Source organism: Pseudomonas sp. SB113 (genome assembly GCF_040754745.1).
Lineage (GTDB): Bacteria > Pseudomonadota > Gammaproteobacteria > Pseudomonadales > Pseudomonadaceae > Aquipseudomonas > Aquipseudomonas grimontii.
This window is the reverse complement of record NZ_JBFMHW010000002.1, coordinates 352,911-375,268: the sequence shown is the minus strand read 5'-3', so window position 1 is coordinate 375,268 and position 22,358 is coordinate 352,911. Positions and strand designations below refer to the sequence as shown.

Below are 22,358 nucleotides of genomic sequence, written 5' to 3'. Positions count from 1 at the left end.
CCCTCACTAGTAGTCAGGATATGACCGAGCCAGAAGACCCCAGCCGTGAGCGTCTCAAGCAGCATTTTGCCCAGCGGGTAATTCATCAGGCACGTCAAATTCTTGAGATCTGGCAGCGCCTGCAACGCAGCGAATGGTCAGGCGCCGACCTCTCCGAACTCAGCGAAGCCAACCTGCGCCTGCAGCGCTTCGCCGAGCGCTTCGAACAGCCCGAGCATGGCCAACTGGCGCGGCACATCGGCGAGTCACTCAGGGCGGTGGATGAAAACCGCGGCCGCTTGAGCAGCCAGTTGATCACCGAACTCAACCGCTTGATGCAGCGCCTGTCCCGCACCGGCCTGCGCCAGGGCGACCAGCTGGAACAAACCTTCCTGCCGCCGATGCGCAAGCCGATCTACGTGATGCTGGCCGATCACGACCGCGCCGAGCGCCTGGCCAAGCAGCTGGAATTTTTTGGCATGAGCGCCCAGTCCCTTGACAGCGTGGCAGCGTTTCGCGCCGCGATGAGCGAGCGCCTGCCCTCCGTCATTGTAATGGACGTGGATTTCTGTGGCGCCGGCCTGGGCCTCAAGCTCGCCGCCGAAGCCCAGGAAGGCCTGGAGCATAAGCTGCCGCTGTTATTTTTCAGCCTGCACGAAACCGACACGCCCACCCGCCTGGCCGCCGTACGCGCCGGGGGCCAGGAATTCCTCACCGGCACGCTGGAAGCCTCCAGCCTGCTGGAAAAGATCGAAGTACTGACCTGCGTTGCCCAGTACGAACCGTACAAAGTGCTGATCATTGATGACTCGCGGGCCCAGGCGCTGCACACCGAGCGGTTGCTCAACAGCGCCGGCATCGTCACTCGGACCTTGATCGAGCCGATCCAGGCCATGGCCGAGCTGGCAGACTTCCAGCCCGACCTGATCATCCTCGACATGTACATGCCGGCCTGTACCGGCACCGAGCTGGCCAAGGTGATTCGCCACAATGACCGTTACGTCAGCGTGCCGATCATCTACCTGTCGGCCGAAGACGACTTGGACAAACAGCTGGACGCCATGAGCGAAGGCGGCGACGACTTCCTCACCAAGCCGATCAAGCCGCGCCACCTGATCACCACGGTACGCAACCGCGCTGCCCGTGCGCGCAACCTCAAGGCGCGGATGGTGCGCGACAGCCTGACCGGGCTGTACAACCACACCCATATCCTGCAATTGCTCGAAGACTGCAGCTTCCGCGCGCGCCGCGAGAACAAACCATTGAGCTTTGCCATGCTCGACATCGACCACTTCAAGCGGGTCAATGACAGCCACGGCCACCCCATGGGCGACCGTGTGATCAAGAGCCTGGCGCTGTTTCTCAAGCAACGCCTGCGCAAGACCGACTACATCGGCCGCTATGGCGGTGAAGAGTTCGCGATTGTGATGCCTGACACCGACCTGGAGTCGGCCTGCAAGGTGCTGGATGAGATTCGTGGACGCTTTGCCGAAATTCACTATCCGGCGCAGCCTCAGGACTTGTGGTGCACCTTCAGCGCCGGGCTGGTTGAGCTGGGTGACGGTTCCGACAGCCTGATGATGGCCGCCCAAGCCGACGAGGCGCTTTACCGCGCAAAGCATGCCGGGCGCAACCGCGTGCAAGCTGCGCGCACATCAAAGCAAAGTGCCATCTTTTCATCAGAATCCAGTGATTCCGTCATAACCCTGTAATGAAAACGCAATAACTTCAGGCACTTATCTTTTGCTGCCGGTTGATACCACGCATGCGCCTGAAGCTGCTGACCAATCTCAATACCCTCCTGCTGGTGGCCGTGTGCCTGGCGCTTGGGGCGACGCTGTGGTGGTCGCAACGGGCGCTCGAACGGCCTTATTTGCTGATGGAACGCTACCTCGGTCTGTCACAGACCTTCCAGAACCAGGCCGCGCGTAATATCGACGACTACCTGGGCAGCGGCGATGCATTGCGCTTGAGCAGCGCCAGCCAGAGCCTGGAAAGCCTGTTACAACACCTGGATGAACTGCCCGCCGACCTCGCGCAAAACCTGCGCCCCAGCCTCGCGGACCTGGATGCCTTCAGCAAGACCGACCTGCTGGCGGCCGGTAAGTTGGCGGGTGACCCACAAGCCTTGTTGCTGCAAGCCGAGCGGGAGCTGGGCGCCAACCTGGAGCAGTTGAGCCAGTACGCCATGGGCGTTAACACCGCCGAAGCGGCGCGCTACCTGCCGCCGCTGCTGGCAGCCTCCCAGCACCTGGGCAAGCTGTCCCTGGCCCGCGGCAAACTGGTGAGCAGCGGTCGCGCGGAACTGGCGGACGATGTGGAGCGCGAAGTCGGCAATATGCGCAGCCAGGCCGAGCTGCTGGAGCAACTGCCCTTGCTGGGCGTAAAGGCCAGCGCAGAATCCAACACCGATGACTTTTCAGCCTTGATGGGCCTGGAAAACACAGCAAAAACCGAAGCCCAGGACACCGGCGTCGACCTCAAGCGCGAGCTCAACGGCCTGCTGACACGCTACCCCGCCGAACTCAAGCGTACCCGCACGCAGATCCAGCAGCGTGCCGACCTGGCCGCCGCCACCCATTTGAAAATCGCCGCCGTTCAACAGGCCATCGCCGGCCTGGAGCCAGTGGTGCGTGCGCAACACGGCAAGATCCAGGGGGAAGTGCGCCTGATGCAAGGGGTGATGATCGGCCTGATCTTGCTGATCGCCCTGCTCATCGACACCCTGCAACGGCGCCTGGCGCGGGTGTTGACCAACCTGGCACCGGCCCTGTCGACCTGGGGTGAAGGCAACTTCAGCCAGCCGATCACCTTGGGTAAGACCAACCGCGAACTGCGCGACATCGAAGCATCCCTCAACCGTTTACGCGCCTACCTGGTGGATCTGGTGGGGACCATTCGGGGCAATGCCGAAGAAGTCGCCGGCAGCAGCCGCGCCTTGGCCGAACTGAGCAGCGGCCTGCACGACGGCGCCGAACGCCAGGCCGGGGATACCGCGCAGATTCGTGATTCCCTGGGCGAACTGGAAGCCACCATCCAGCAAGTCGCCGGTGATGCCAGCCAGGCTGCCGGTGCCAGCCGCAGCGCGGGCCAGGCGGTCGAGCAAGGCCAGCGTGTGATCGGTCTGAGCCTGACCGGCCTGCACGCGCTGGTGGGTGAAGTGCAGCAAAATGCGCAGATGATCGAGAAACTCGCCGAAGAGTCCGCCACCATTGGCGGCGTATTGACCGTGATTCGCTCGATTGCCGACCAGACCAACCTGCTGGCGCTCAACGCCGCTATCGAGGCCGCACGCGCCGGTGAGGCCGGGCGAGGTTTTGCCGTGGTCGCCGACGAAGTGCGCACCCTGGCCCAACGCACTGCCGGCGCCACCGCCGAAATCCAGGGCTTGATCACCGGCCTGCAAACCGCTGCGCACCAATCGGTGCAGGGCATGCGCGCCCAGGTCGAACACGCCGAGACCACCGCCCAGCAAGCCCAGGCAGCCGACGGCGCGCTGGATGAAATCGTCGACGCGATCCAGACCATTTCCGACACCGCCGTGCGGATTGCCGATGTGACGGCGCAGCAAAGCGGTGCCGTGAGTGAGATTCGCGATAACAGCGAGCGGATTCATCAGTTGGGTGAGGACAACCTGCTGCGCATCGGCCAGGGCCGCAGCCAGGGCGAGCACCTGTTGGTACTGGGTGGGCAGCTCAATACGGCGGTGCAGGCGTTCCGCGTCTGACCTGCCCCCTGAAGATCCACAATCAATGGAGATCAAAATGTGGGAGGGGGCTTGCCCCCGATAGCGGTGGGTCAGTTACAGATACTGAGACTGAGACTGACACACTGCAATCGGGGGCAAGCCCCCTCCCACATTTGATCTCCATGGGATTCAAGGGCGTATTACCCATGAACGAATCCCAGGCCCCAGTCAAAAATTTTGCGCAATCCTCGCTAATCGTGCCGCCTACTGCATAGAACTGGACAGTCACAAAGGCTTTGCGGCATAGTCGCCGGGTTCTGCCTTGCCCACATCAATAACAAGGAACAGCCGATGGCGACCTTACTGGTTCTTCACGGACCCAACCTGAACCTGCTCGGCACCCGTGAACCGGGCGTCTACGGGGCAGTGACCCTCGATCAGATCAACCTTGACCTGGAACGACGGGCACGTGAAGCCGGCCACCATTTGCTCTACCTGCAAAGCAATGCCGAGTATGAATTGATTGATCGCATCCATGCCGCGCGTGGCGAAGGCGTGGACTTTATCCTGATCAATCCCGCCGCTTTTACGCATACAAGTGTTGCATTACGTGACGCGCTGCTGGCGGTGAGCATCCCATTCATCGAAGTGCATTTATCGAACGTGCACAAACGCGAACCTTTCCGCCATCACTCTTACTTCTCCGACGTTGCGGTAGGAGTGATCTGCGGCCTTGGCGCCAGCGGTTACCGACTGGCCCTGGAGGCCGCCCTGGAACAGCTTGAAGAACAGGCCAAGCGCCCCTGACCGACCCTTGGGAGTTGATGATTCATGGATATCCGTAAAGTTAAGAAACTGATCGAACTGCTGGAAGAATCCGGTATCGACGAGCTGGAAATCAAGGAAGGCGAAGAGTCCGTACGGATCAGCCGCCACAGCAAGACCCCGGCCCAACAGTTCTACGCACCACAGATGCAGGCACCGGCACCCGCTGCTGCTCCGGCCGCCGCGCCTGCTGCCGCCGCTGCACCTGCCGCACCGGCAGCCCCTGCGCTGAACGGTTTCGTGGTCAAGTCGCCAATGGTCGGTACGTTCTACCGCACCCCGGCACCGACCTCGCCAGCCTTCGTTGAAGTGGGCAAGACCGTGAAAGTGGGCGACACCATCTGCATCGTTGAAGCGATGAAGATGATGAACCACATCACGGCCGAAAAAGCCGGCGTCATCGAATCCATCCTGGTAGAAAACGGTCAGCCGGTTGAGTACGACCAGCCGCTGTTCACCATCGTTTGAACCGCGGAGCGCCTTCGATGTTGAAACCTGCGAAGAAACTGCAAAAAGTCCTGATCGCCAACCGCGGCGAGATCGCGCTGCGTATCCTGCGCGCCTGTAAGGAAGAGGGCATCAAGACCGTCGCTGTTTACTCGACGGCCGATACCGAATTGATGCACGTGAAACTGGCGGACGAAAGCATCTGCATCGGCCCGCCACTGGCCACGAACTCGTACCTGAAAGTCTCGAACATCATCGCCGCCGCTGAAGTGACCGGCGCTGATGGCATCCACCCAGGCTACGGCTTCCTCGCGGAAAACGCCGATTTCGCCGAACAGGTGGAAAAATCCGGGTTTGCCTTCATCGGCCCGAAAGCCGACACCATTCGCCTGATGGGCGACAAGGTCTCGGCCAAGGACGCCATGATCGCAGCCGGCGTGCCAACCGTTCCTGGCTCCGACGGCCCACTGCCTGAAGACGAGGAAACCGCTCTGCGCATTGGTCGCGAAGTCGGTTACCCGGTGATCATCAAGGCCGCCGGTGGCGGTGGTGGTCGCGGCATGCGCGTGGTGCACAAGGAAGAAGAGCTGATCGAAGCGGCCAAGCAGACTCGCTCCGAAGCGGGCGCCTGGTTCGGCAACCCGATGGTCTACCTGGAAAAGTACCTGACCAACCCACGTCACGTGGAAGTGCAGGTACTGTCCGACGGCCAGGGCCACGCCATCCACCTGGGCGACCGCGATTGCTCGCTGCAACGTCGTCACCAGAAGGTGTTGGAAGAAGCACCGGCACCGGGCCTGGACGAGAAAGCCCGCCAGGAAGTCCTGGCGCGCTGCGTCAAGGCGTGCATCGACATCAACTACCGTGGCGCCGGTACCTTCGAGTTCCTCTACGAGAACGGCCGCTTCTACTTCATCGAGATGAACACTCGTGTGCAGGTAGAGCACCCGGTTTCGGAGATGGTCACCGGTATCGACATCGTCAAGGAGATGCTGAGCATCGCCGCCGGCAACGTGCTGTCCTTCACCCAGGACGACGTGAAGATCCACGGCCACTCCCTGGAGTGCCGGATCAACGCCGAAGACCCGAAGACCTTTATCCCAAGCCCTGGCCTGGTCAAGCATTTCCACGCGCCCGGCGGCAACGGCGTACGTGTGGATTCGCACCTGTACAGCGGCTACAAGGTCCCGTCCAACTACGACTCGTTGATCGGCAAGCTGATCACCTGGGGCGCCACTCGCGACGAGGCCATGGCCCGTATGCGCAACGCCCTGGACGAAATCGTGGTCGACGGCATCAAGACCAACATCCCGCTGCACCGGGACCTGGTGCGTGATGAAGGCTTCTGCGAAGGTGGTGTAAACATTCACTACCTGGAACACAAGCTGGCCAACCAGTAAGTGCTCCACCCAACAAAGCCGCCTTCGGGCGGCTTTGTTGTTTGTGGGCCCTCTACTTTTTTGAAGATGTACACCGTCAAAATGTGGGAGGGGGCTTGCCCCCGATGGCGGTGGATCGGTTACAGATGCTGAGACTGACATACTGCAATCGGGGGCAAGCCCCCTCCCACATTTGACCGGGGTGCAGTCAGTAGTGTCGTCTTCTGCCCGCCGCTGGCGTAAACTTGCGCGCTTTCGCGACCTCGCTCGTCGCACACTCATTTTTATTCAAAGGTGCCCGCCATGCCTTGGCTGCAAGTCCGTCTCGCCATCAGCCCAGAACAAGCCGAAACCTACGAAGACGCGTTCCTCGAAGTGGGCGCCGTCTCGGTCACCTTCATGGACGCCGAAGACCAACCCATCTTCGAACCCGAGCTGAACACCACGCCGCTGTGGTCCCACACCCATCTGCTGGCCCTGTTCGAAGACGGCACCGACGCCGCCGCCGTGCTGGCGCACATGGAATTGCTCACCGGCAGCCCGTTGCCCGAGCATCACAGCGAAATCATCGAGGACCAGGACTGGGAACGCAGCTGGATGGACAACTTCCAGCCGATGCGTTTCGGCCAGCGCCTGTGGATCGTGCCGAGCTGGCATGCCGCCCCAGAGCCTGATGCGGTCAACCTGCTGCTCGACCCAGGCCTGGCGTTCGGCACCGGCACCCACCCCACCACCGCGCTGTGCCTGGAATGGCTGGACGGCCAGGACCTGACCGACAGCCACGTGCTGGATTTCGGCTGCGGCTCGGGGATCCTGGCGATTGCCGCCCTGTTGCTGGGCGCCAAGGAAGCCGTCGGCACCGACATCGACGTACAGGCCCTGGAAGCGTCCCGCGACAACGCCGGGCGCAACAACATTGCTGAAGGCAAATTCCCCCTCTACCTGCCGCAGGATTTGCCCCAGGTGCAGGCCGACGTGCTGGTCGCCAATATCCTCGCCGGCCCGCTGGTGTCCCTGGCACCGCAACTGTCGAGCCTGGTCAAGCCGGGCGGGCGCCTGGCGCTATCGGGCATCCTCGCCGAGCAAGGTGACGATGTCGCCGCAGCCTACGCCAAGGATTTCGAGCTGGATCCGATCGCTAACCGTGATGGCTGGGTACGCATCAGCGGGCGTCGGCGCTAGAATGAGCGCTTGCCTGAATCGGATGGCCGCATGACCGACAGTTTCGTCACCCAGTGCCCGCATTGCCAAACCCGCTTTCGCGTCAACCACGCTCAATTGAGCGTGGCTCGCGGCGTGGTTCGCTGCGGCTCGTGCCTGCAAGTCTTTAACGCTGCTCGCCAGTTGCTGGAGCAGCGCGCCCACGCGCCTGTGCCGGAGCAGCCGACCGCGATCGAGCCCGCGCGCGAAGCAGCGCCTGAGCCACAGCGGGCAATCAGCCAGAAGCAGTGGACCGCCGAAGAGCTGGACCTGGACAACCTGGACCTGGACGAAGAACTGGCCAAGCTGGAACGCCGCGAGATTCAGCACACACTGCCCGTAGGCGCAGAACGCCGTCAGCCCGGCGCCGACCGTCGACAGAAAGAAGACGCTCTCAGCGCCAGTCGCGAAACCGTCAAGGCCGAAGAAGAAAAATGGGCCGCCAGCCTGTTCAGCGAACCGCCTGAAGAACGCGTCAACACCCCCGCAGACGAACCTGAACCGACCAAAGCCCCTGCGACCAGGCAGCGCACCGAGCCATCCATGTCGTTGCACATCGACGATGAGCCAGCACTGCGCTCAACCCCGGAAGATGAACACACCGACCCGCCGTTCACGCCCCTGACAGCGGCAGCGGATGAAGCGGAGCCCGAAGAGCGCACGCAATCGCGTCGCAAGCGCCCACGCCCCGAGGCCGGCGTCCATGACGACCTGCTCCAGGACCTGGAAGATGACCCGCTGCACCTGTACGCGCAAAAGCGCCCGCAGGGCCTGGGCCGCCGCCTGATCTGGATGCTGCTGGTACTGATCGCCGCCGCAGGCCTGGCCGCTCAGTACATTGCCTATCAATTCGACGATCTGGCCCGCCAGGACGCTTATCGCCCATGGTTCCAGCAACTGTGCCCGACATTGGGCTGCACGGTGCCGTCACGGGTCGATATTGCCCATATCAAGAGCAGTAACCTGGTGGTACGCAGCCACCCGGAATTCGCCGGGGCGCTGGTGGTGGATGCAATCATCTACAATCGCGCGACGTTCTCCCAGCCCTTCCCCCTGCTGGAACTGCGCTTTGCCGACATCAATGGCAACCTGATTGCCAGTCGTCGCTTCAAGCCCGCCGAATACCTCAATGGCGAGCTGGCGGGGGGGATCGAAATGCCATCACAGACCCCGATCCATATCTCCCTGGACATCCTCGATCCCGGCAATAAAGCCGTGAATTACAGCTTGAGCTTCCACTCGCCCGAGTAAATCGGCGCACGCACCGAAGCCTGCCGATGGATTATTGACTTGGCGCCGCCCATCCAAACCGGCGGCGATAAAGAAATAACTGTTCAGATTTTATCCAATTCAGCCTTTATCCAGTCATCGAGAGCGGGTATCATGCCAACCCTTTTTCGAACTCTAATGATCCGGCCCCACAACAGGGAAGTCCTATGTCGGCGGTACGCATCGGCCCATACACATTGCAGAACGGCTTGATTCTCGCCCCGATGGCGGGGGTTACCGACCAGCCCTTTCGTCAGCTGTGCAAGCGTTTGGGCGCGGGTCTAGTAGTCTCGGAAATGGTCACCAGCGACATGAGCTTGTGGAACACCCGCAAATCGCGGATGCGCATGATCCACGAAGGTGATCCCGAGCCTCGCTCGGTACAGATCGCCGGTGGCGATGCACAGATGCTGGCGGATGCGGCCCGGGCCAACGTCGAGTTGGGCGCACAGATCATCGATATCAACATGGGCTGCCCGGCCAAGAAGGTCTGCAACAAGGCCGCCGGTTCCGCGCTATTGAAAGATGAGCAGTTGGTTGCCGAGATCCTGCAGGCCGTTGTCGCCGCAGTGGATGTGCCGGTGACCCTGAAGATTCGTACCGGCTGGGACCGGGACAACAAGAATGGCCTGACGGTGGCGAAGATCGCCGAACAGGCAGGCATTACAGCGTTGGCAGTGCATGGTCGCACCCGCGCCGATCTTTACACCGGTGAAGCCGAGTACGACACCATCGCCGCGATCAAGCAGGCGGTGTCGATGCCGGTATTTGCCAATGGCGACATCGACTCAGCCGAAAAAGCCCGGCGCGTGCTGCATTCCACCGGCGCCGATGGTGTGTTGATTGGCCGGGCCGCACAGGGACGGCCGTGGATTTTTCGTGAGATCGAGCATTTTCTGCGTACGGGTGAAGTCCTGCCGGCGCCGGAGTTGGTCGAGGTGGAACGTATTCTGCTAGAGCATCTGGCTGCACTTCACACCTTCTATGGAGAGGTGATGGGCGTGCGTATTGCTCGCAAGCATGTGGGTTGGTATCTCGCAACCCTGCCGGGCGCCAGGGAGTTTCGCGCCGGGTTCAATCGTTTGGATGAAACGCAAGCACAGGTCACCGCCGTTCGTGAGTTTTTTGCCGAACGAGACAAGAGCCTGAGAGCAGGGGACGGAGAATGGGTGGCCGCATGACGATGATGACCGAGACTTTAGTGAGTGGAACAACACCCGTGAGCGACAACGTCAATTTAAAACAGCACCTCAACACGCCGAGCGAAGAAGGCCAGACCCTTCGCGGGAGTGTCGAGAAGGCGCTGCATAATTATTTCGCCCACCTTGAGGGCGCTTCCGTCACGGACGTGTACAACCTGGTGCTCTCCGAAGTCGAGGCACCCTTGCTCGAAAGCGTGATGAACTACGTCAAGGGCAACCAGACCAAAGCCAGTGAGCTGCTGGGCCTCAACCGTGGCACCTTGCGCAAAAAGCTCAAGCAATACGATTTGCTGTAAGCATTCAATCCAACCAGAAAGGCGCCCGCGTAAAACCGGTCGCCTTTTTTGCTGACTCCTTTGCTTTTGATGGAAATTGAAATGACCGACCAGACTACCCGCCTGCCGATCCGCCGCGCCTTGATCAGTGTCTCCGACAAGACCGGGATCCTCGAATTTGCCCGGGAGCTGGAAGCCCTGGGCGTGGAAATCCTCTCCACGGGCGGGACCTTCAAACTGCTGCAGGACAACGGCGTGGCCGCAGTGGAAGTCGCTGACTACACCGGTTTCGCAGAAATGATGGACGGTCGCGTCAAGACCCTGCACCCGAAAATCCACGGCGGCATCCTCGGCCGTCGCGGCATCGACGACGCCATCATGACCGAGCACGGCATCAAGCCGATCGACCTGGTGGCCGTTAACCTCTACCCGTTCGAAGCCACCATCAACAAGCCAGGCTGCGACCTGCCGACCGCCATCGAAAACATCGATATCGGCGGCCCGACCATGGTTCGCTCCGCAGCCAAGAACCATAAAGACGTGGCCATCGTGGTCAACGCCGGCGACTACGCCCAAGTGCTGGAAAGCCTGAAGGCCGGCGGCCTGACCTACGCCCAGCGTTTCGACCTGATGCTCAAGGCGTTCGAACACACCGCTGCCTATGACGGCATGATCGCCAACTACATGGGCACCGTGAACCAGGCGGCTGAAACCCTGTCGACCTCCGATCGCAGCCAGTTCCCGCGCACCTTCAACAGCCAGTTCATCAAGGCCCAGGAAATGCGCTACGGCGAGAACCCGCACCAGAGCGCGGCGTTCTACGTAGAAGCCAAGCCTGCCGAAGTGGGCATCGCCACCGCGACCCAACTGCAAGGCAAAGAGCTGTCCTACAACAACGTGGCCGACACCGACGCCGCGCTGGAATGTGTGAAGAGCTTCGTCAAGCCGGCCTGCGTGATCGTCAAGCACGCCAACCCGTGCGGCGTGGCCGTGAGCCCGGACGCTGAAGGCGGCATTCGCCAGGCGTACGAACTGGCCTACGCGACCGACACCGAATCGGCCTTCGGCGGCATCATCGCGTTCAACCGTGAACTGGACGCCGAAACCGCCAAGGCCATCGTCGAGCGTCAGTTCGTCGAAGTGATCATCGCCCCTTCCGTGAGCGAAGAAGCCCGCGCCATCGTGGCGGCCAAAGCCAACGTGCGCCTGCTGGCCTGCGGCGAGTGGTCGGCTGAACGTGCCGCTGCCTGGGACTACAAGCGCGTCAACGGCGGCTTGCTGGTACAGAGCCGCGACATCGGCATGATCGGCAGCGCAGACCTGAAAGTGGTGACCAAGCGCGCCCCGACCGAGCAAGAGATCAACGACCTGATCTTCGCCTGGAAAGTGGCCAAGTACGTTAAATCCAACGCCATCGTCTATGCCAAGAACCGCCAGACCATCGGTGTCGGCGCTGGCCAGATGAGCCGCGTGAACTCGGCGCGTATCGCCGCGATCAAGGCTGAGCACGCCGGTTTGCAGGTGGCCGGTTCGGTGATGGCGTCCGATGCATTCTTCCCGTTCCGTGATGGCCTGGACAACGCCGCGAAAGCCGGCGTGACTGCCGTGATCCAACCGGGCGGCTCGATGCGTGATGCAGAAGTCATCGCCGCTGCTGATGAAGCGGGTATCGCCATGGTCTTTACTGGCATGCGCCATTTCCGCCACTAACGTGGAGCTGCAAGTTTCAAGCTGCAAGCGACAAGTAGGAGCAGGACGGTGGTGCTTTTACTTTTGCTTGCAGCCTCTCTAATTCAAAGCTGGATGCTGCACTTCGGAGCGATCGCTTCTAACTTGCAGCTTGCAGCTTGTAACTTCCTCCGAAGGAGTCTGACTTGAACGTCCTCATCATTGGCAGCGGTGGCCGTGAACACGCCCTGGCCTGGAAAGTTGCCCAGGACCCACGCGTCCAGAAAGTCTTCGTCGCCCCCGGCAACGCCGGTACCGCCATCGAAGCCAAGTGCGAAAACGTCGCCATCGACGTACTGGCCCTTGAGCAACTGGCCGACTTCGCCGAGAAAAACGTCTCCCTGACTATCGTTGGCCCGGAAGTGCCCTTGGTTGCCGGTGTCGTAGACCTGTTCCGCAGCCGCGGCCTGGATTGCTTCGGCCCCACTGCCGGCGCTGCCCAACTGGAAGGCTCGAAAGCCTTCACCAAGGATTTCCTGGCGCGCCACAAGATCCCGACTGCCGACTACCAGAACTTCACCGAGATCGAGCCGGCCCTGGCCTACCTGCGTGAAAAAGGTGCGCCGATCGTGATCAAGGCCGACGGCCTGGCCGCCGGTAAAGGCGTGATCGTCGCCATGACCTTGCAGGAAGCCGAAGACGCCGTGCGCGACATGCTCGCCGGAAATGCCTTTGGTGACGCTGGTTCACGTGTGGTCATCGAGGAATTCCTCGACGGCGAAGAAGCCAGCTTTATCGTGATGGTCGATGGCAAGAACGTGCTGCCGATGGCCACCAGCCAGGACCACAAACGCGTCGGCGACGGCGACAGCGGCCCGAACACGGGCGGCATGGGTGCCTACTCCCCTGCCCCGGTGGTTACCGCCGACGTGCACCAGCGCGTGATGGACCTGGTGATCTGGCCGACCGTGCGCGGCATGGCCGACGAAGGCAACGTGTACACCGGTTTCCTGTACGCCGGCCTGATGATCGACAAAGCCGGTAACCCGAAAGTCATCGAGTTCAACTGCCGCTTCGGTGACCCGGAGACCCAACCGGTGATGCTGCGCCTGCAATCGAGCCTGGTGCTGCTGGTGGAAGCCGCACTGGCCCAGGCTCTGGACAAGGTTGAAGCGCAGTGGGATCCACGTCCAAGCGTCGGCATTGTGCTGGCAGCCGGCGGTTACCCTGCCGACTACGCCAAAGGCGATGTAATTGAAGGCCTGGACGCGGCGGCTACGCTGGAAGGCAAGGTGTTCCATGCCGGCACCGCGCTTAAGGATGGCAAGGTTGTGACCGCCGGCGGTCGTGTGCTGTGCGCTACCGCAATGGGTGCCAGTGTCGACGCTGCACAGCAACAGGCGTACAAACTGGCCGCGAAAATCGACTGGAAAGGCTGCTTCTACCGTACGGACATCGGCTACCGCGCCATTGCCCGTGAACGTGGCGAAAGCCAGTAACACAAGCTATCCGTTCGGTTAGGCAAGGGCCTCTGGCCCTTGCCGTATACAGGCCTCCCCGCGCATAGTTAACCGTGCATCAACCTACGAAGGGATTTCGCCGTGCGCTGGCTCAGGATCGCCATAGGTTTCACTGTCAGTCTGCTGACGCTGCTCTGCTTGCTCCCGGCCCAAGCCGCCGCGCAAGGCAGTGGCTGGGCAGTATTGCTTGATGAACAGGCCGACCTGCAACTGAGCGACATCCGCTCCTCACGCTACACCAATCAATTCAGCCCCATCGAACTGGACCGTATTACCGCCGCGGAACCGGACGGTGCGTTGTGGGTACGTTTCAAGCTGCAACCCGGCAAACACGAGCAAGTGCTGCGGGTATTCGCCCCGGACCTGGCGCACCTGAGCCTCTACGTGCTGGACGGCGATACTCTGGTCGAGCAACAAAGCAGCGGCACCCGCCAGCCCCAGGCGGAACGCCCGTTGCCCAGCAGCGACTTCATGCTGCCGATGCCCCAGAGCCAAAAGACCCTCGACGTCTACCTGCGCCTGGTTTCAGAACACGAACTGCGCCCCTATATCACCCTGGAACCGGCCGTGCTGGCCGCCGCCGACCAGACCCAGACGCTGATCTACGGCCTGCTGTTCGGCTGCCTGCTGATGCTGATCCTGCATAACCTCACGCGCTTCGCTTACCACCGCTCGCGCAGCAGCCTGTGGCTGGCGGCCTGCGAACTGCTGTTGATGCTCAGCCTGGCGCTGCTGCTCAACCTGGCAGGCCCATGGCTGCCGAACTGGCACGCAATCCAGACCCCAGGCGCCTACCTGGCCCTGCTGCTGACCGCACCGTGCGGGCTGATGTTTGCCTATCGCTTCTTCATGCCCCTGGGTCCGCACCCGCTGAACAAGCTGTTGATGGCCGACATCCTGTTTATCGTGCTGTGCGGCCTGTTGCTGTTGTTCGTCAGCACCCTGCCGCTGAACATCATCACCTACGCGCTGGTGGCCCTGGCGGGCCTGAGCATGCTGTTTGTCTCCGCTTATCACTGGCAGAAAGGCTACCGCCCGGCGCGTTTGTTCGTGGCGGGCATGGTGGTGTTCAACATCGGCACGCTGATCATTCTCCCGGCCTTGCTGGGGCTGACGATGGTGTCGCCCCAGGGCTTGATCGTCACACTGCTGGCGTTTATCTGTCTGAGCGGCCTGCTGATGAGCCTGGCCCTGGGCGAGCGCCAGCGTGCGATTGTCGAAGCCCGATTCAGCCTCAGCCGCGACCTGGCCGCCAGCAATGCAGAGATCGCCGCCAAGGCCGAATTCCTGGCGAAGATCAGCCACGAAATCCGCACCCCCATGAACGGCGTGCTGGGCATGACCGAACTGCTGCTGGGCACGCCGCTGTCGGTGAAACAGCGCGACTACGTGCAAACCATCCACAGCGCCGGTAACGAGCTGCTGACACTGATCAACGAGATCCTCGACATCTCCAAGCTCGAATCCGGGCAGATCGAGCTGGATGACGTGCAATTCGACCTCAATGCGCTGATCGAAGACTGCCTGAGCATCTTCCGCGCCAAGGCCGAGCAGCAGAACGTCGAGTTGATCAGCTTCATCCAACCCCAGGTACCCCGCGTCATCAGCGGAGATCCGACACGCCTGCGCCAGGCACTGCTGAGCCTGCTGGAAAACGCCCTGCACAAAACCGACGAAGGCGAAGTGCTGATCGTCGTCGCCCTGGACGACCGCAGCACCAAGCCGCGCCTACGCATAGCCGTGCAGGACAGCGGCCTGCCAATGGAAGCCGCCGAACGCGAGGCACTGCTGCACAGCGAGCTGCACAGCAAGAACTTCCTCTCGGCCACCCGTCTGAGCGGCCACCTGGGCCTGGTGATCGCGCGCCAACTGATCCTGTTGATGAACGGTGAGTTCGGCATCAAGAGCGGCAGCCATCAAGGCAGCACGCTATGGCTGACCCTGCCGCTGGACCCGGAGCGCCTGGAACACCCCACTTCCGACCTCGACGGCCCGCTCAAAGGCGCGCGCGTACTGGTCGTGGACGACAACGATACGTGCCGCAAAGTGCTGGTGCAGCAGTGCTCGGCCTGGGGCCTGAATGTCAGCGCCGTGCCGTCCGGTAAAGAGGCCTTGGCATTGCTGCGCACCAAGGCGCACCTGCGCGATTACTTCGACGTAGTGCTGCTGGACCAGAACATGCCCGGCATGACCGGTATGCAACTGGCGGCGAAGATCAAGGAAGACCCGAGCCTGAACCACGACATCCTGCTGATCATGCTCACCGGCATCAGCAATGCGCCGAGCAAGATCATCGCGCGTAACTGCGGGATCAAGCGCATCCTCGCCAAGCCGGTCGCCGGTTACACCCTCAAGACCACCCTGGCTGACGAGTTGACCCAACGCAGCAAAGGTGGCGTGCAGCCCCGCGCGCCCCTCAACGCCCCGGCGGCGGTGACCGTGCCCAGCGACTTCAAGATCCTGGTGGCCGAAGACAACAGCATCTCCACTAAAGTGATTCGCGGCATGCTCGGCAAGCTCAACCTCAACCCGGACACCGCCAGCAATGGTGAAGAAGCGCTGGAGGCGATGAAGGCCCAGCGTTATGACCTGGTGTTGATGGACTGCGAGATGCCGATCCTCGATGGTTTCTCTGCCACCCAGCAACTGCGTGCGTGGGAAGTCAGCCACCAGCGTATCCGCACCCCGGTGGTGGCGCTCACCGCGCATATCCTCTCGGAGCACAAAGAGCGCGCACGCCAGGCGGGGATGGACGGACATATGGCCAAGCCGGTGGAGTTGTCACAGTTGCGTGAGCTGGTGGAGTTCTGGGTGGCGCAGCGTCAACAGCGGCCTGAGCACGCATCCTCTTGACCTGAAATGTTTTCCCATGTGGGAGGGGGCAACCCCCTCCCACATTTGCTCTGTATCGCCTGTTAGACTCTCCACACTTCTACTGCCGCGAGCCACCCCCATGCTCCACGTGTTATTCAGCGTTTACCTGAAGATGCTGGTGCTCTACAGCCCGTTCTTCGTGCTGTCCTGCTTTATCAGCCTGACCCGTGGTTATTCGAGCAAAGAGCGGCGGCGCCTGGCCTGGAAAGTGGCGCTGGCGACCCTGGTGTCGAGCGTGTTGCTCTACCTGTTCGGCAGGGTGATCTTCAGCGTGTTCGGCATCACCGTGGACGCCTTCCGCATCGGCGCCGGCAGTGTGCTGTTTATCTCTGCCCTAGGGATGGCCCAGGGCAAGTCGGCCGTGCAAACCGACAATGTGCAGCAGGACGTGACCATCGTGCCGCTGACCATCCCTCTCACGGTCGGCCCCGGCACCATCGGTGCGCTGCTGGTCATGGGCGTCAGCCAACCGCACTGGGATGACAAGATCACTGCCATCCTCAGCATCGCCCTGGCCAGCTTCACGGTCGGCGTGGTGCTGTACCTGTCCAACCGTATCGAACGGATTCTCGGTGACCAGGGCTTGCAGATTGTCAGTCGGTTGATGGGGTTGTTCGTATGCGCCCTCGCCGCGCAAATCATCTTTACCGGCGTGCGCGGCTACCTGGTGCCTTAGATCCGGTATTTGGCAATCGCCGACTGCACCTTGTCGCCCGCGCTCTCACGCATCAGTCGGATGGTTTTTTCGTTGACCACCGAGGTATTCAGCACCAGGCAGGTCTGCCCGCTGAAGGCCTCGAACGAGGAACTGTCCCACTCCAGAAACGGCAGCCCCACCTGTTTGTTCACGCCCTGGGTGCTGTAAGTCACCAGCACCATCATCAATTCACCGTCTGTTTCGGCGCAGGACGCCAGGCCGAAATCGCCGCCCTGATGCACCGTACTGTTGCGCTTGAACAGTTCGAAAGAGCTCGGTTGCTGCTTCAGCGCCTCCAGCGCATCGGCCGCCAGTTTCGGCAGCGCCGTGATCAGCGGCCCCGAAACCGACACCCCCGCCAGCATCGCGGCGATAATATTCAGCGCCGCCAGTTGCACCGTCAGGCCCTTGCCCGAATGGGAGACCCGCTCGAAACTGCTGCGCACCGGCAGCCAGCCCAGGCTGATCATCACCTTGATAAATTCGTCGTACCAGGCCTCGGTACCTCGGTGGATCTTCAATACATCGCTGACGTAGCTGCTGGCCAGCAGATAGCTTTTGCGGATGTATTCCCGGTTCAGCCCGGACAGCCCCTCGGCAAACGAAATCACACTGTTGTTGACCACCGCCGCGTTGCAGTCGTCCTCCGTGTCGAGCGGCAATGAGGGCTGCCCACCTGGCGCCCTCGGCAATGTGTAGGCGGCAATCAACTTGCGCCGTTTTGTGTTGTTGATCCTTCGGTGGTGTCGCTCCATTTTTGGTTCTCCACAAGCACCCCAACTCGGGGCTTGTGTCCACACTAGTCCAGTCACCGGCGGCTCTTCCATGCCACAAACATCGCTTGTCGGCACGCTGCAAAAAACGCTGCCCAGCAATGACGGGGCGCACCTCGAGGCCTTCCGGTTTTCGTGACTCAAAAAAGAAAAAGCCCCGGGCGACAGCAGGTGATCACCCATTGTCATTCGGAGCTTTCGTGCGCCCCCCAGGTGGTTTTCAGGAGGCGGGTTTTGCACCGTACCAGCGCGGCGTATACACCCATTCACCACCACCGGCACGGGGGAATGTGCAGGTGGTGGATGAGCCGATCAACACCATGGTGCGCATGTCCACTTGGTCTGGCGTAAGTTGCCCCAGGGTGGTGACACGCAGGGTCTGGCCCGGGCGACCAATATCGCGGCCGAGCACCACCGGGGTTTCGGCTGTGCGGTGTTGCGCGACAATTTCCAGGGCGCGCCCCAGCTGCCACGGCCGCGAACGCGAGATCGGGTTGTAGAACGCCAGGGCCAGATCGGCCTGGGACGCGAGCTCCAGGCGCGTTTCGATAATCGACCAAGGCTTGAGGTTGTCCGACAGCGACATCACGCAGAAGTCATGGCCCAACGGCGCACCGGCCTGGGCGGCGGTGGCCAGGGAGGCCGAAACGCCCGGCAGGATTTCCAGGTCGACCTGGTGCCACGCCGGGTCGCTGGACTCGTGCAACGCCTCGATCACCGCCGATGCCATGGCGAAAACGCCCGGGTCGCCGGACGACACCACCACCACCGAACGGCCCTGCGCGGCCAGCTCAAACGCGTGGCGGGCACGTTGCATCTCTTCGCGGTTATCGGTGCAGTGCTGCACCTGATCGTCACGGAACGGCCCAGCCATGCGCACGTAGGTTTCGTAGCCCAACACATCGGTGCAGCGCGCGAGCTCGGCCTTGACCGCCGGCACCATCAACTCGGCGGCGCCAGGGCCCAGGCCGATCACGGCAAGGCGACCACGACGGCGGCCGACCTGCGACAGGTCCAGGGGCTGCTCGGCAACGCTGATAGCGATGTCTGCGCCTGGCGTCACGTCGGCAAAACGCAGCGGCACGCCCAACTGCAACGCGGCTTCATGCAGCGACGCTTCGGCCATCTGCCTGTCGCTGGCCAACAGGCACGCCAGGGATTGCACGGCGATGCCCGCCTCGTGCAACGCCGTGCGGACGCGCTCCGCCAACTGCGCACCCGGCTTGCAGGTCACGCACACATTCTTCGGATAGATCAGCAACTCGTTGGCGGCGGGCACACGCTCGGCACTGCCCACGTGGATGGCTAAATGCGCGTGCCGGTCCTGGGGCAAATTCGCCTGATCCAACCACGGCGCCGCACCTTCGATGCGCACGCTTTCGCCGGCCAGCAGGTCGGACACGAAGCGCTTGCCCAGCTCCAGGTCCGCCAGTTCATAACCCGCAGGCGGGTTGAGCAGGCAGGTACCGAAACGCAGCTCGCCACTGGTGGTGATCGCAGCCGCAACGCCCAGTGCCGCTGCGATGTCCCGCGCCATGACGTTCACACCGCCAAGGCCACCGAGCAACGGCACCACGGCGCTGCCGTCTTCCGCCACGGCCAGCACCGCAGGCTCCTCGCCTTTTTCCAGCAGCAGCGGCGCCAGCGTGCGGATCACGATGCCGGCCGCACAGAGAGCGATCAGCGGCATGCCTTGCTGGTACAGCTGACGCAGGGTCGCGCCAAATTCGTTGTAAGACTGGTCTGCCCCCTCAACTCGCCCGGCCAGACCGTGGATCAAAGCGCCAGGGTAAACCTGCTGAATCGTGCGCGCAGTGGCCAGGCTGCCCTGGCCCAGAATGACAATCGCCGGGTTCATCAACCTTGCCACCTTTCACCCGGCACGATGATCAGCGAGAAGTACGGCGAAGACATCGGCTCCACCTGGTCCAGCGGCACGATTTTCTGGTTGGCCATGGTCGCGCGTTCCACATACAGCGCGCGCTCGGCCAGGCCGAGTTCTTCGAGTACCTGGCGCACCTTGGGGAAGTTGCGCCCCAGCTTCATGATCACCGCCGCATCGGCATCGGCCAGGCGGCGCTTGAGGTCTTCGTGAGGCAGCACGCCCGACAGCACGGAGAGACTCTGGTTGCGATACACCAACGGCGCACCGAGTACCGAGGCGCCGCCGAGCATCGAGCACACGCCCGGAATGACCTGGGCTTCGTAGCGCTCGGCCAAACGGTCATGCAAATACATATAGGAGCCGTAGAAGAACGGGTCGCCCTCGCAGATCACCGCCACATCACGACCGGCGTCCAGGTGCGCGGCCACCTCGACACTGGCGGTGTCGTAGAAGTCGCTGATCACCTGTTCGTAGGACAATGGCGCCGGCAGCGCTTCGGTGGTCACCGGGTACACCAGTGGCATCAGGGTCTGCTGCGGCACCAGGTGGTCCTCGATGATGCCGAAGGCGTTGCCCTTCTTGCCCTTGGCCACGAAGTACGCCACCACCGGCGATTCGCGCAGCAAGCGCAGGGCCTTGAGGGTAATCAGCTCCGGGTCACCGGGGCCGACGCCCAGGCCGATCAAACGTCCGCGTGCCGGCATTATTCGACCTCCGTGGCGAGCGCATTCACCGCCGCGGCGGCCATGGCACTGCCGCCCAGGCGGCCCTGCATGATCACAAACGGTACGCCACGGCTATCCGCCGCCAGCATCGCCTTGGATTCGGCAGCGCCGACAAAGCCGACCGGGAAGCCGAGGATCAACGCCGGTTTCGGCGCGCCGGCATCCAGCATCTCGAGCAGGTAGAACAAGGCCGTCGGCGCATTGCCGATCACCACCACGCTGCCCGCCAGATGCGGGCGCCACAGTTCCAGGGCGGCGGCGGAACGGGTGTTGCCCAGCTCCCGCGCCAACGCCGGCACGCTGTCGTCGCGCAGGGTGCAGATCACTTCGTTATTGGCCGGCAGACGCGCGCGGGTCACGCCTTCGGAGACCATCCGCGCATCACACAGAATCGGCGCGCCAGCGGCCAGCGCAGCGCGCCCGGCCGTGCCCGCACCTTCGGAAAACTGCAGGCCGTCGATGGCCTCGACCATGCCGCACGCATGAATCACCCGCACCGCGAGTTTCTCCAAATCAGCCGGGATACGCTCCAACTTGGCTTCCGCGCGAATAATGGCGAAGGAGTTGCGATAGATCTCCTGACCGTCGCGGATGTAATCAATCATCGGTGTTGCTCCGTGGGCGAGCGCGCAGCAAGGCGCCCGCCGCTTCAATAGAAAGGTTACGCGCGTGCAGCCGGCCGAAACCTGGGTGGGCTGCCTCGCGAAAATAGAGGTCGTAGTGGCCGGGGCTCACCGCCAGCAAGGTGACAGGCGCCACGTGCGCGGCGGCGCAGGAGCGCGAGCAACCGGACAGGTGCACGTCATGGCCGGGATGCAGCGCGGCCAATTGCACGGCGTCGGCCTTGGTGTCGGCCAGGCCTTTGCCGCAACCGCTGGAACCGGTGCAGGCGATCATGTGCGCCAGCGGTTGGTCGACGGTGCAGAGGAACCCCAGTTGCGTCAGGCGTTGGGTCACGACGTGAGGTTTTTCGACATTGGGCAGTAGCACCCCTTGCCAAGGGGTGAAGCGCAATGTGCCGTCGCCATGTTCGTTGGCGAGTTGCGCGACGCCCTTGAGCATCGTCGAATCCAGGCGCCCCAAGGGTGCTATGGCTGCGACGTAGAATTGATTTTTTTGAGCCTGTGGATAACTCCCGAGGTGCAGCAAAGCGCCGCTGGCCGGGCGTTTGAAACCGTCGACCGTCAGCAGCGAGAGGCTGAGGCGGCTCAGCAACTTATCCACAGCCAGGTGGCGCATACGGGTTTGTTCTGGGGTGGCGAGGTCAAGAAACGCCTCCAGCACCGCCACCACCAACGCATGAGCCTGCTCCAGCGGCACGGCGGCTAACGGCGCATCCAGCCCTGGACAACCTGCCAGGCCGAACGCGAGGAGCGTCTCGCCATTGCGCACGAACGCCGACAGCCACAGATCATGATGATGTTCGAGCATCGCCAGGGCCTCGCCGCCATCCAGTTGCACGGCGAACTTGGCCGACAACTCATGGAAACGCGGATGATTTTGCAGGGTGGCGAGGATCTGCTCGGCGAGCGGGCGGGTGTCGAACAGCATCTGCGGATCGATACCGGCGCTGGGGCTGAGCATCAGGTTGCGTACGTCGTCACCGGCGGCATTACTCGGGCCCAGGTCGGCGGCCAACAGCATCGCGATCAACGCGTCTTGCTCGGCACCGATCCCACGTATTTGCAGATTGGCGCGGTTGGTCGCCTCGATCACCCCGCCGGCATAGGCCTGGGCCGCGTTCGCCACGGCATGGGCCTGGGCGACGCTGATCGACCCACCGGCCAATTTGATCCGGCAAATGCCGCCATCCAGCGCCTGGACGATACGCAGCAACCCCGGACAAGCCGAGGGGCGCAAGGTATTCACAGCGGGCGTTGGGTTCACGGGGCTACCGGTTGACGGGTAAAGGCGCGGTATTATGCCTGCTTTGTCCGGCGGCATGAAAAGCC

Annotated in this window: 18 protein-coding genes; 13 read left to right on the top strand and 5 right to left on the bottom strand. The window is 62.4% G+C overall.

Annotated features, from left to right (window positions below):
• Positions 1-20: 20 nt before the first annotated feature.
• The 13 genes from AB1462_RS04470 (at position 21) to AB1462_RS04410 (ending at position 17,002) form a co-directional block, all read left to right on the top strand.
• A complete protein-coding gene (locus tag AB1462_RS04470) occupies positions 21-1,691 on the top strand; it encodes a PleD family two-component system response regulator (protein WP_259194429.1) in 1,671 nt (556 codons plus the stop codon).
• Positions 1,692-1,744: 53 nt separating this feature from the next.
• The gene (locus AB1462_RS04465; protein WP_315335600.1) at positions 1,745-3,706 is read left to right on the top strand and encodes a methyl-accepting chemotaxis protein; all 1,962 of its coding nucleotides are present in this window, start codon (positions 1,745-1,747) and stop codon (positions 3,704-3,706) included.
• Between the two features lie 312 nt (positions 3,707-4,018).
• Positions 4,019-4,474 (top strand): type II 3-dehydroquinate dehydratase, encoded by a 456-nt coding sequence (gene aroQ / locus AB1462_RS04460; protein ID WP_003171482.1) that lies wholly within the window; start codon positions 4,019-4,021, stop codon positions 4,472-4,474.
• A gap of 24 nt (positions 4,475-4,498) precedes the next feature.
• A complete protein-coding gene (accB, locus tag AB1462_RS04455) occupies positions 4,499-4,960 on the top strand; it encodes an acetyl-CoA carboxylase biotin carboxyl carrier protein (protein WP_027607997.1) in 462 nt (153 codons plus the stop codon).
• 17 nt (positions 4,961-4,977) lie between these two features.
• Complete coding sequence (gene accC / locus AB1462_RS04450) at positions 4,978-6,339, top strand: acetyl-CoA carboxylase biotin carboxylase subunit (RefSeq protein ID WP_090400800.1); 1,362 nt, start codon at positions 4,978-4,980, stop codon at positions 6,337-6,339.
• A 282-nt stretch (positions 6,340-6,621) separates the two neighbouring features.
• Positions 6,622-7,500: a 50S ribosomal protein L11 methyltransferase gene (gene prmA / locus AB1462_RS04445; protein ID WP_090400801.1), complete on the top strand. Its 879-nt coding sequence runs from the start codon at positions 6,622-6,624 to the stop codon at positions 7,498-7,500.
• Between the two features lie 30 nt (positions 7,501-7,530).
• Positions 7,531-8,769 carry a DUF3426 domain-containing protein gene (locus tag AB1462_RS04440; protein WP_367246247.1) on the top strand — a complete coding sequence of 413 codons (1,239 nt, stop codon included), beginning with the start codon at positions 7,531-7,533 and terminating at the stop codon, positions 8,767-8,769.
• Between the two features lie 185 nt (positions 8,770-8,954).
• A complete protein-coding gene (dusB, locus tag AB1462_RS04435) occupies positions 8,955-9,968 on the top strand; it encodes a tRNA dihydrouridine synthase DusB (RefSeq protein ID WP_090400803.1) in 1,014 nt (337 codons plus the stop codon).
• Positions 9,965-10,285, top strand: coding sequence for a DNA-binding transcriptional regulator Fis (gene fis / locus AB1462_RS04430; protein ID WP_002555375.1), 321 nt, complete (start codon positions 9,965-9,967; stop codon positions 10,283-10,285). Before dusB ends, fis begins: the two co-directional genes overlap by 4 nt.
• Positions 10,286-10,366: 81 nt before the next feature.
• A complete protein-coding gene (gene purH, locus AB1462_RS04425; protein WP_090400804.1) occupies positions 10,367-11,974 on the top strand; it encodes a bifunctional phosphoribosylaminoimidazolecarboxamide formyltransferase/IMP cyclohydrolase in 1,608 nt (535 codons plus the stop codon).
• A gap of 164 nt (positions 11,975-12,138) precedes the next feature.
• The gene (purD, locus tag AB1462_RS04420; RefSeq protein WP_053134606.1) at positions 12,139-13,431 is read left to right on the top strand and encodes a phosphoribosylamine--glycine ligase; all 1,293 of its coding nucleotides are present in this window, start codon (positions 12,139-12,141) and stop codon (positions 13,429-13,431) included.
• A gap of 102 nt (positions 13,432-13,533) precedes the next feature.
• Complete coding sequence (locus AB1462_RS04415; protein ID WP_259194433.1) at positions 13,534-16,305, top strand: hybrid sensor histidine kinase/response regulator; 2,772 nt, start codon at positions 13,534-13,536, stop codon at positions 16,303-16,305.
• A 100-nt stretch (positions 16,306-16,405) separates the two neighbouring features.
• Positions 16,406-17,002 (top strand): MarC family protein, encoded by a 597-nt coding sequence (locus AB1462_RS04410; protein WP_032890615.1) that lies wholly within the window; start codon positions 16,406-16,408, stop codon positions 17,000-17,002.
• On the opposite strand, the gene AB1462_RS04405 is transcribed toward AB1462_RS04410, so the two are convergent.
• The 5 genes from AB1462_RS04405 to cobG form a co-directional block, all read right to left on the bottom strand.
• On the bottom strand, positions 16,999-17,778 hold the full coding sequence (locus tag AB1462_RS04405) for a hypothetical protein (RefSeq protein WP_090400806.1): 780 nt from the start codon (positions 17,776-17,778) through the stop codon (positions 16,999-17,001). The two genes, AB1462_RS04410 and AB1462_RS04405, sit on opposite strands and share 4 nt — an antisense overlap.
• Before the next feature lie 238 nt (positions 17,779-18,016).
• Positions 18,017-19,654, bottom strand: a complete 1,638-nt coding sequence (gene cobJ, locus AB1462_RS04400; RefSeq protein WP_367246245.1) for a precorrin-3B C(17)-methyltransferase — start codon at positions 19,652-19,654, stop codon at positions 18,017-18,019.
• Positions 19,654-20,385: a precorrin-2 C(20)-methyltransferase gene (locus AB1462_RS04395; RefSeq protein ID WP_090400808.1), complete on the bottom strand. Its 732-nt coding sequence runs from the start codon at positions 20,383-20,385 to the stop codon at positions 19,654-19,656. The genes cobJ and AB1462_RS04395 overlap by 1 nt, the downstream gene beginning before the upstream one ends.
• Positions 20,385-21,011, bottom strand: a complete 627-nt coding sequence (locus tag AB1462_RS04390) for a precorrin-8X methylmutase (protein WP_090400809.1) — start codon at positions 21,009-21,011, stop codon at positions 20,385-20,387. Before AB1462_RS04390 ends, AB1462_RS04395 begins: the two co-directional genes overlap by 1 nt.
• Positions 21,004-22,350, bottom strand: coding sequence for a precorrin-3B synthase (gene cobG, locus AB1462_RS04385; RefSeq protein WP_367246243.1), 1,347 nt, complete (start codon positions 22,348-22,350; stop codon positions 21,004-21,006). The genes AB1462_RS04390 and cobG overlap by 8 nt, the downstream gene beginning before the upstream one ends.
• Positions 22,351-22,358: the final 8 nt, after the last annotated feature.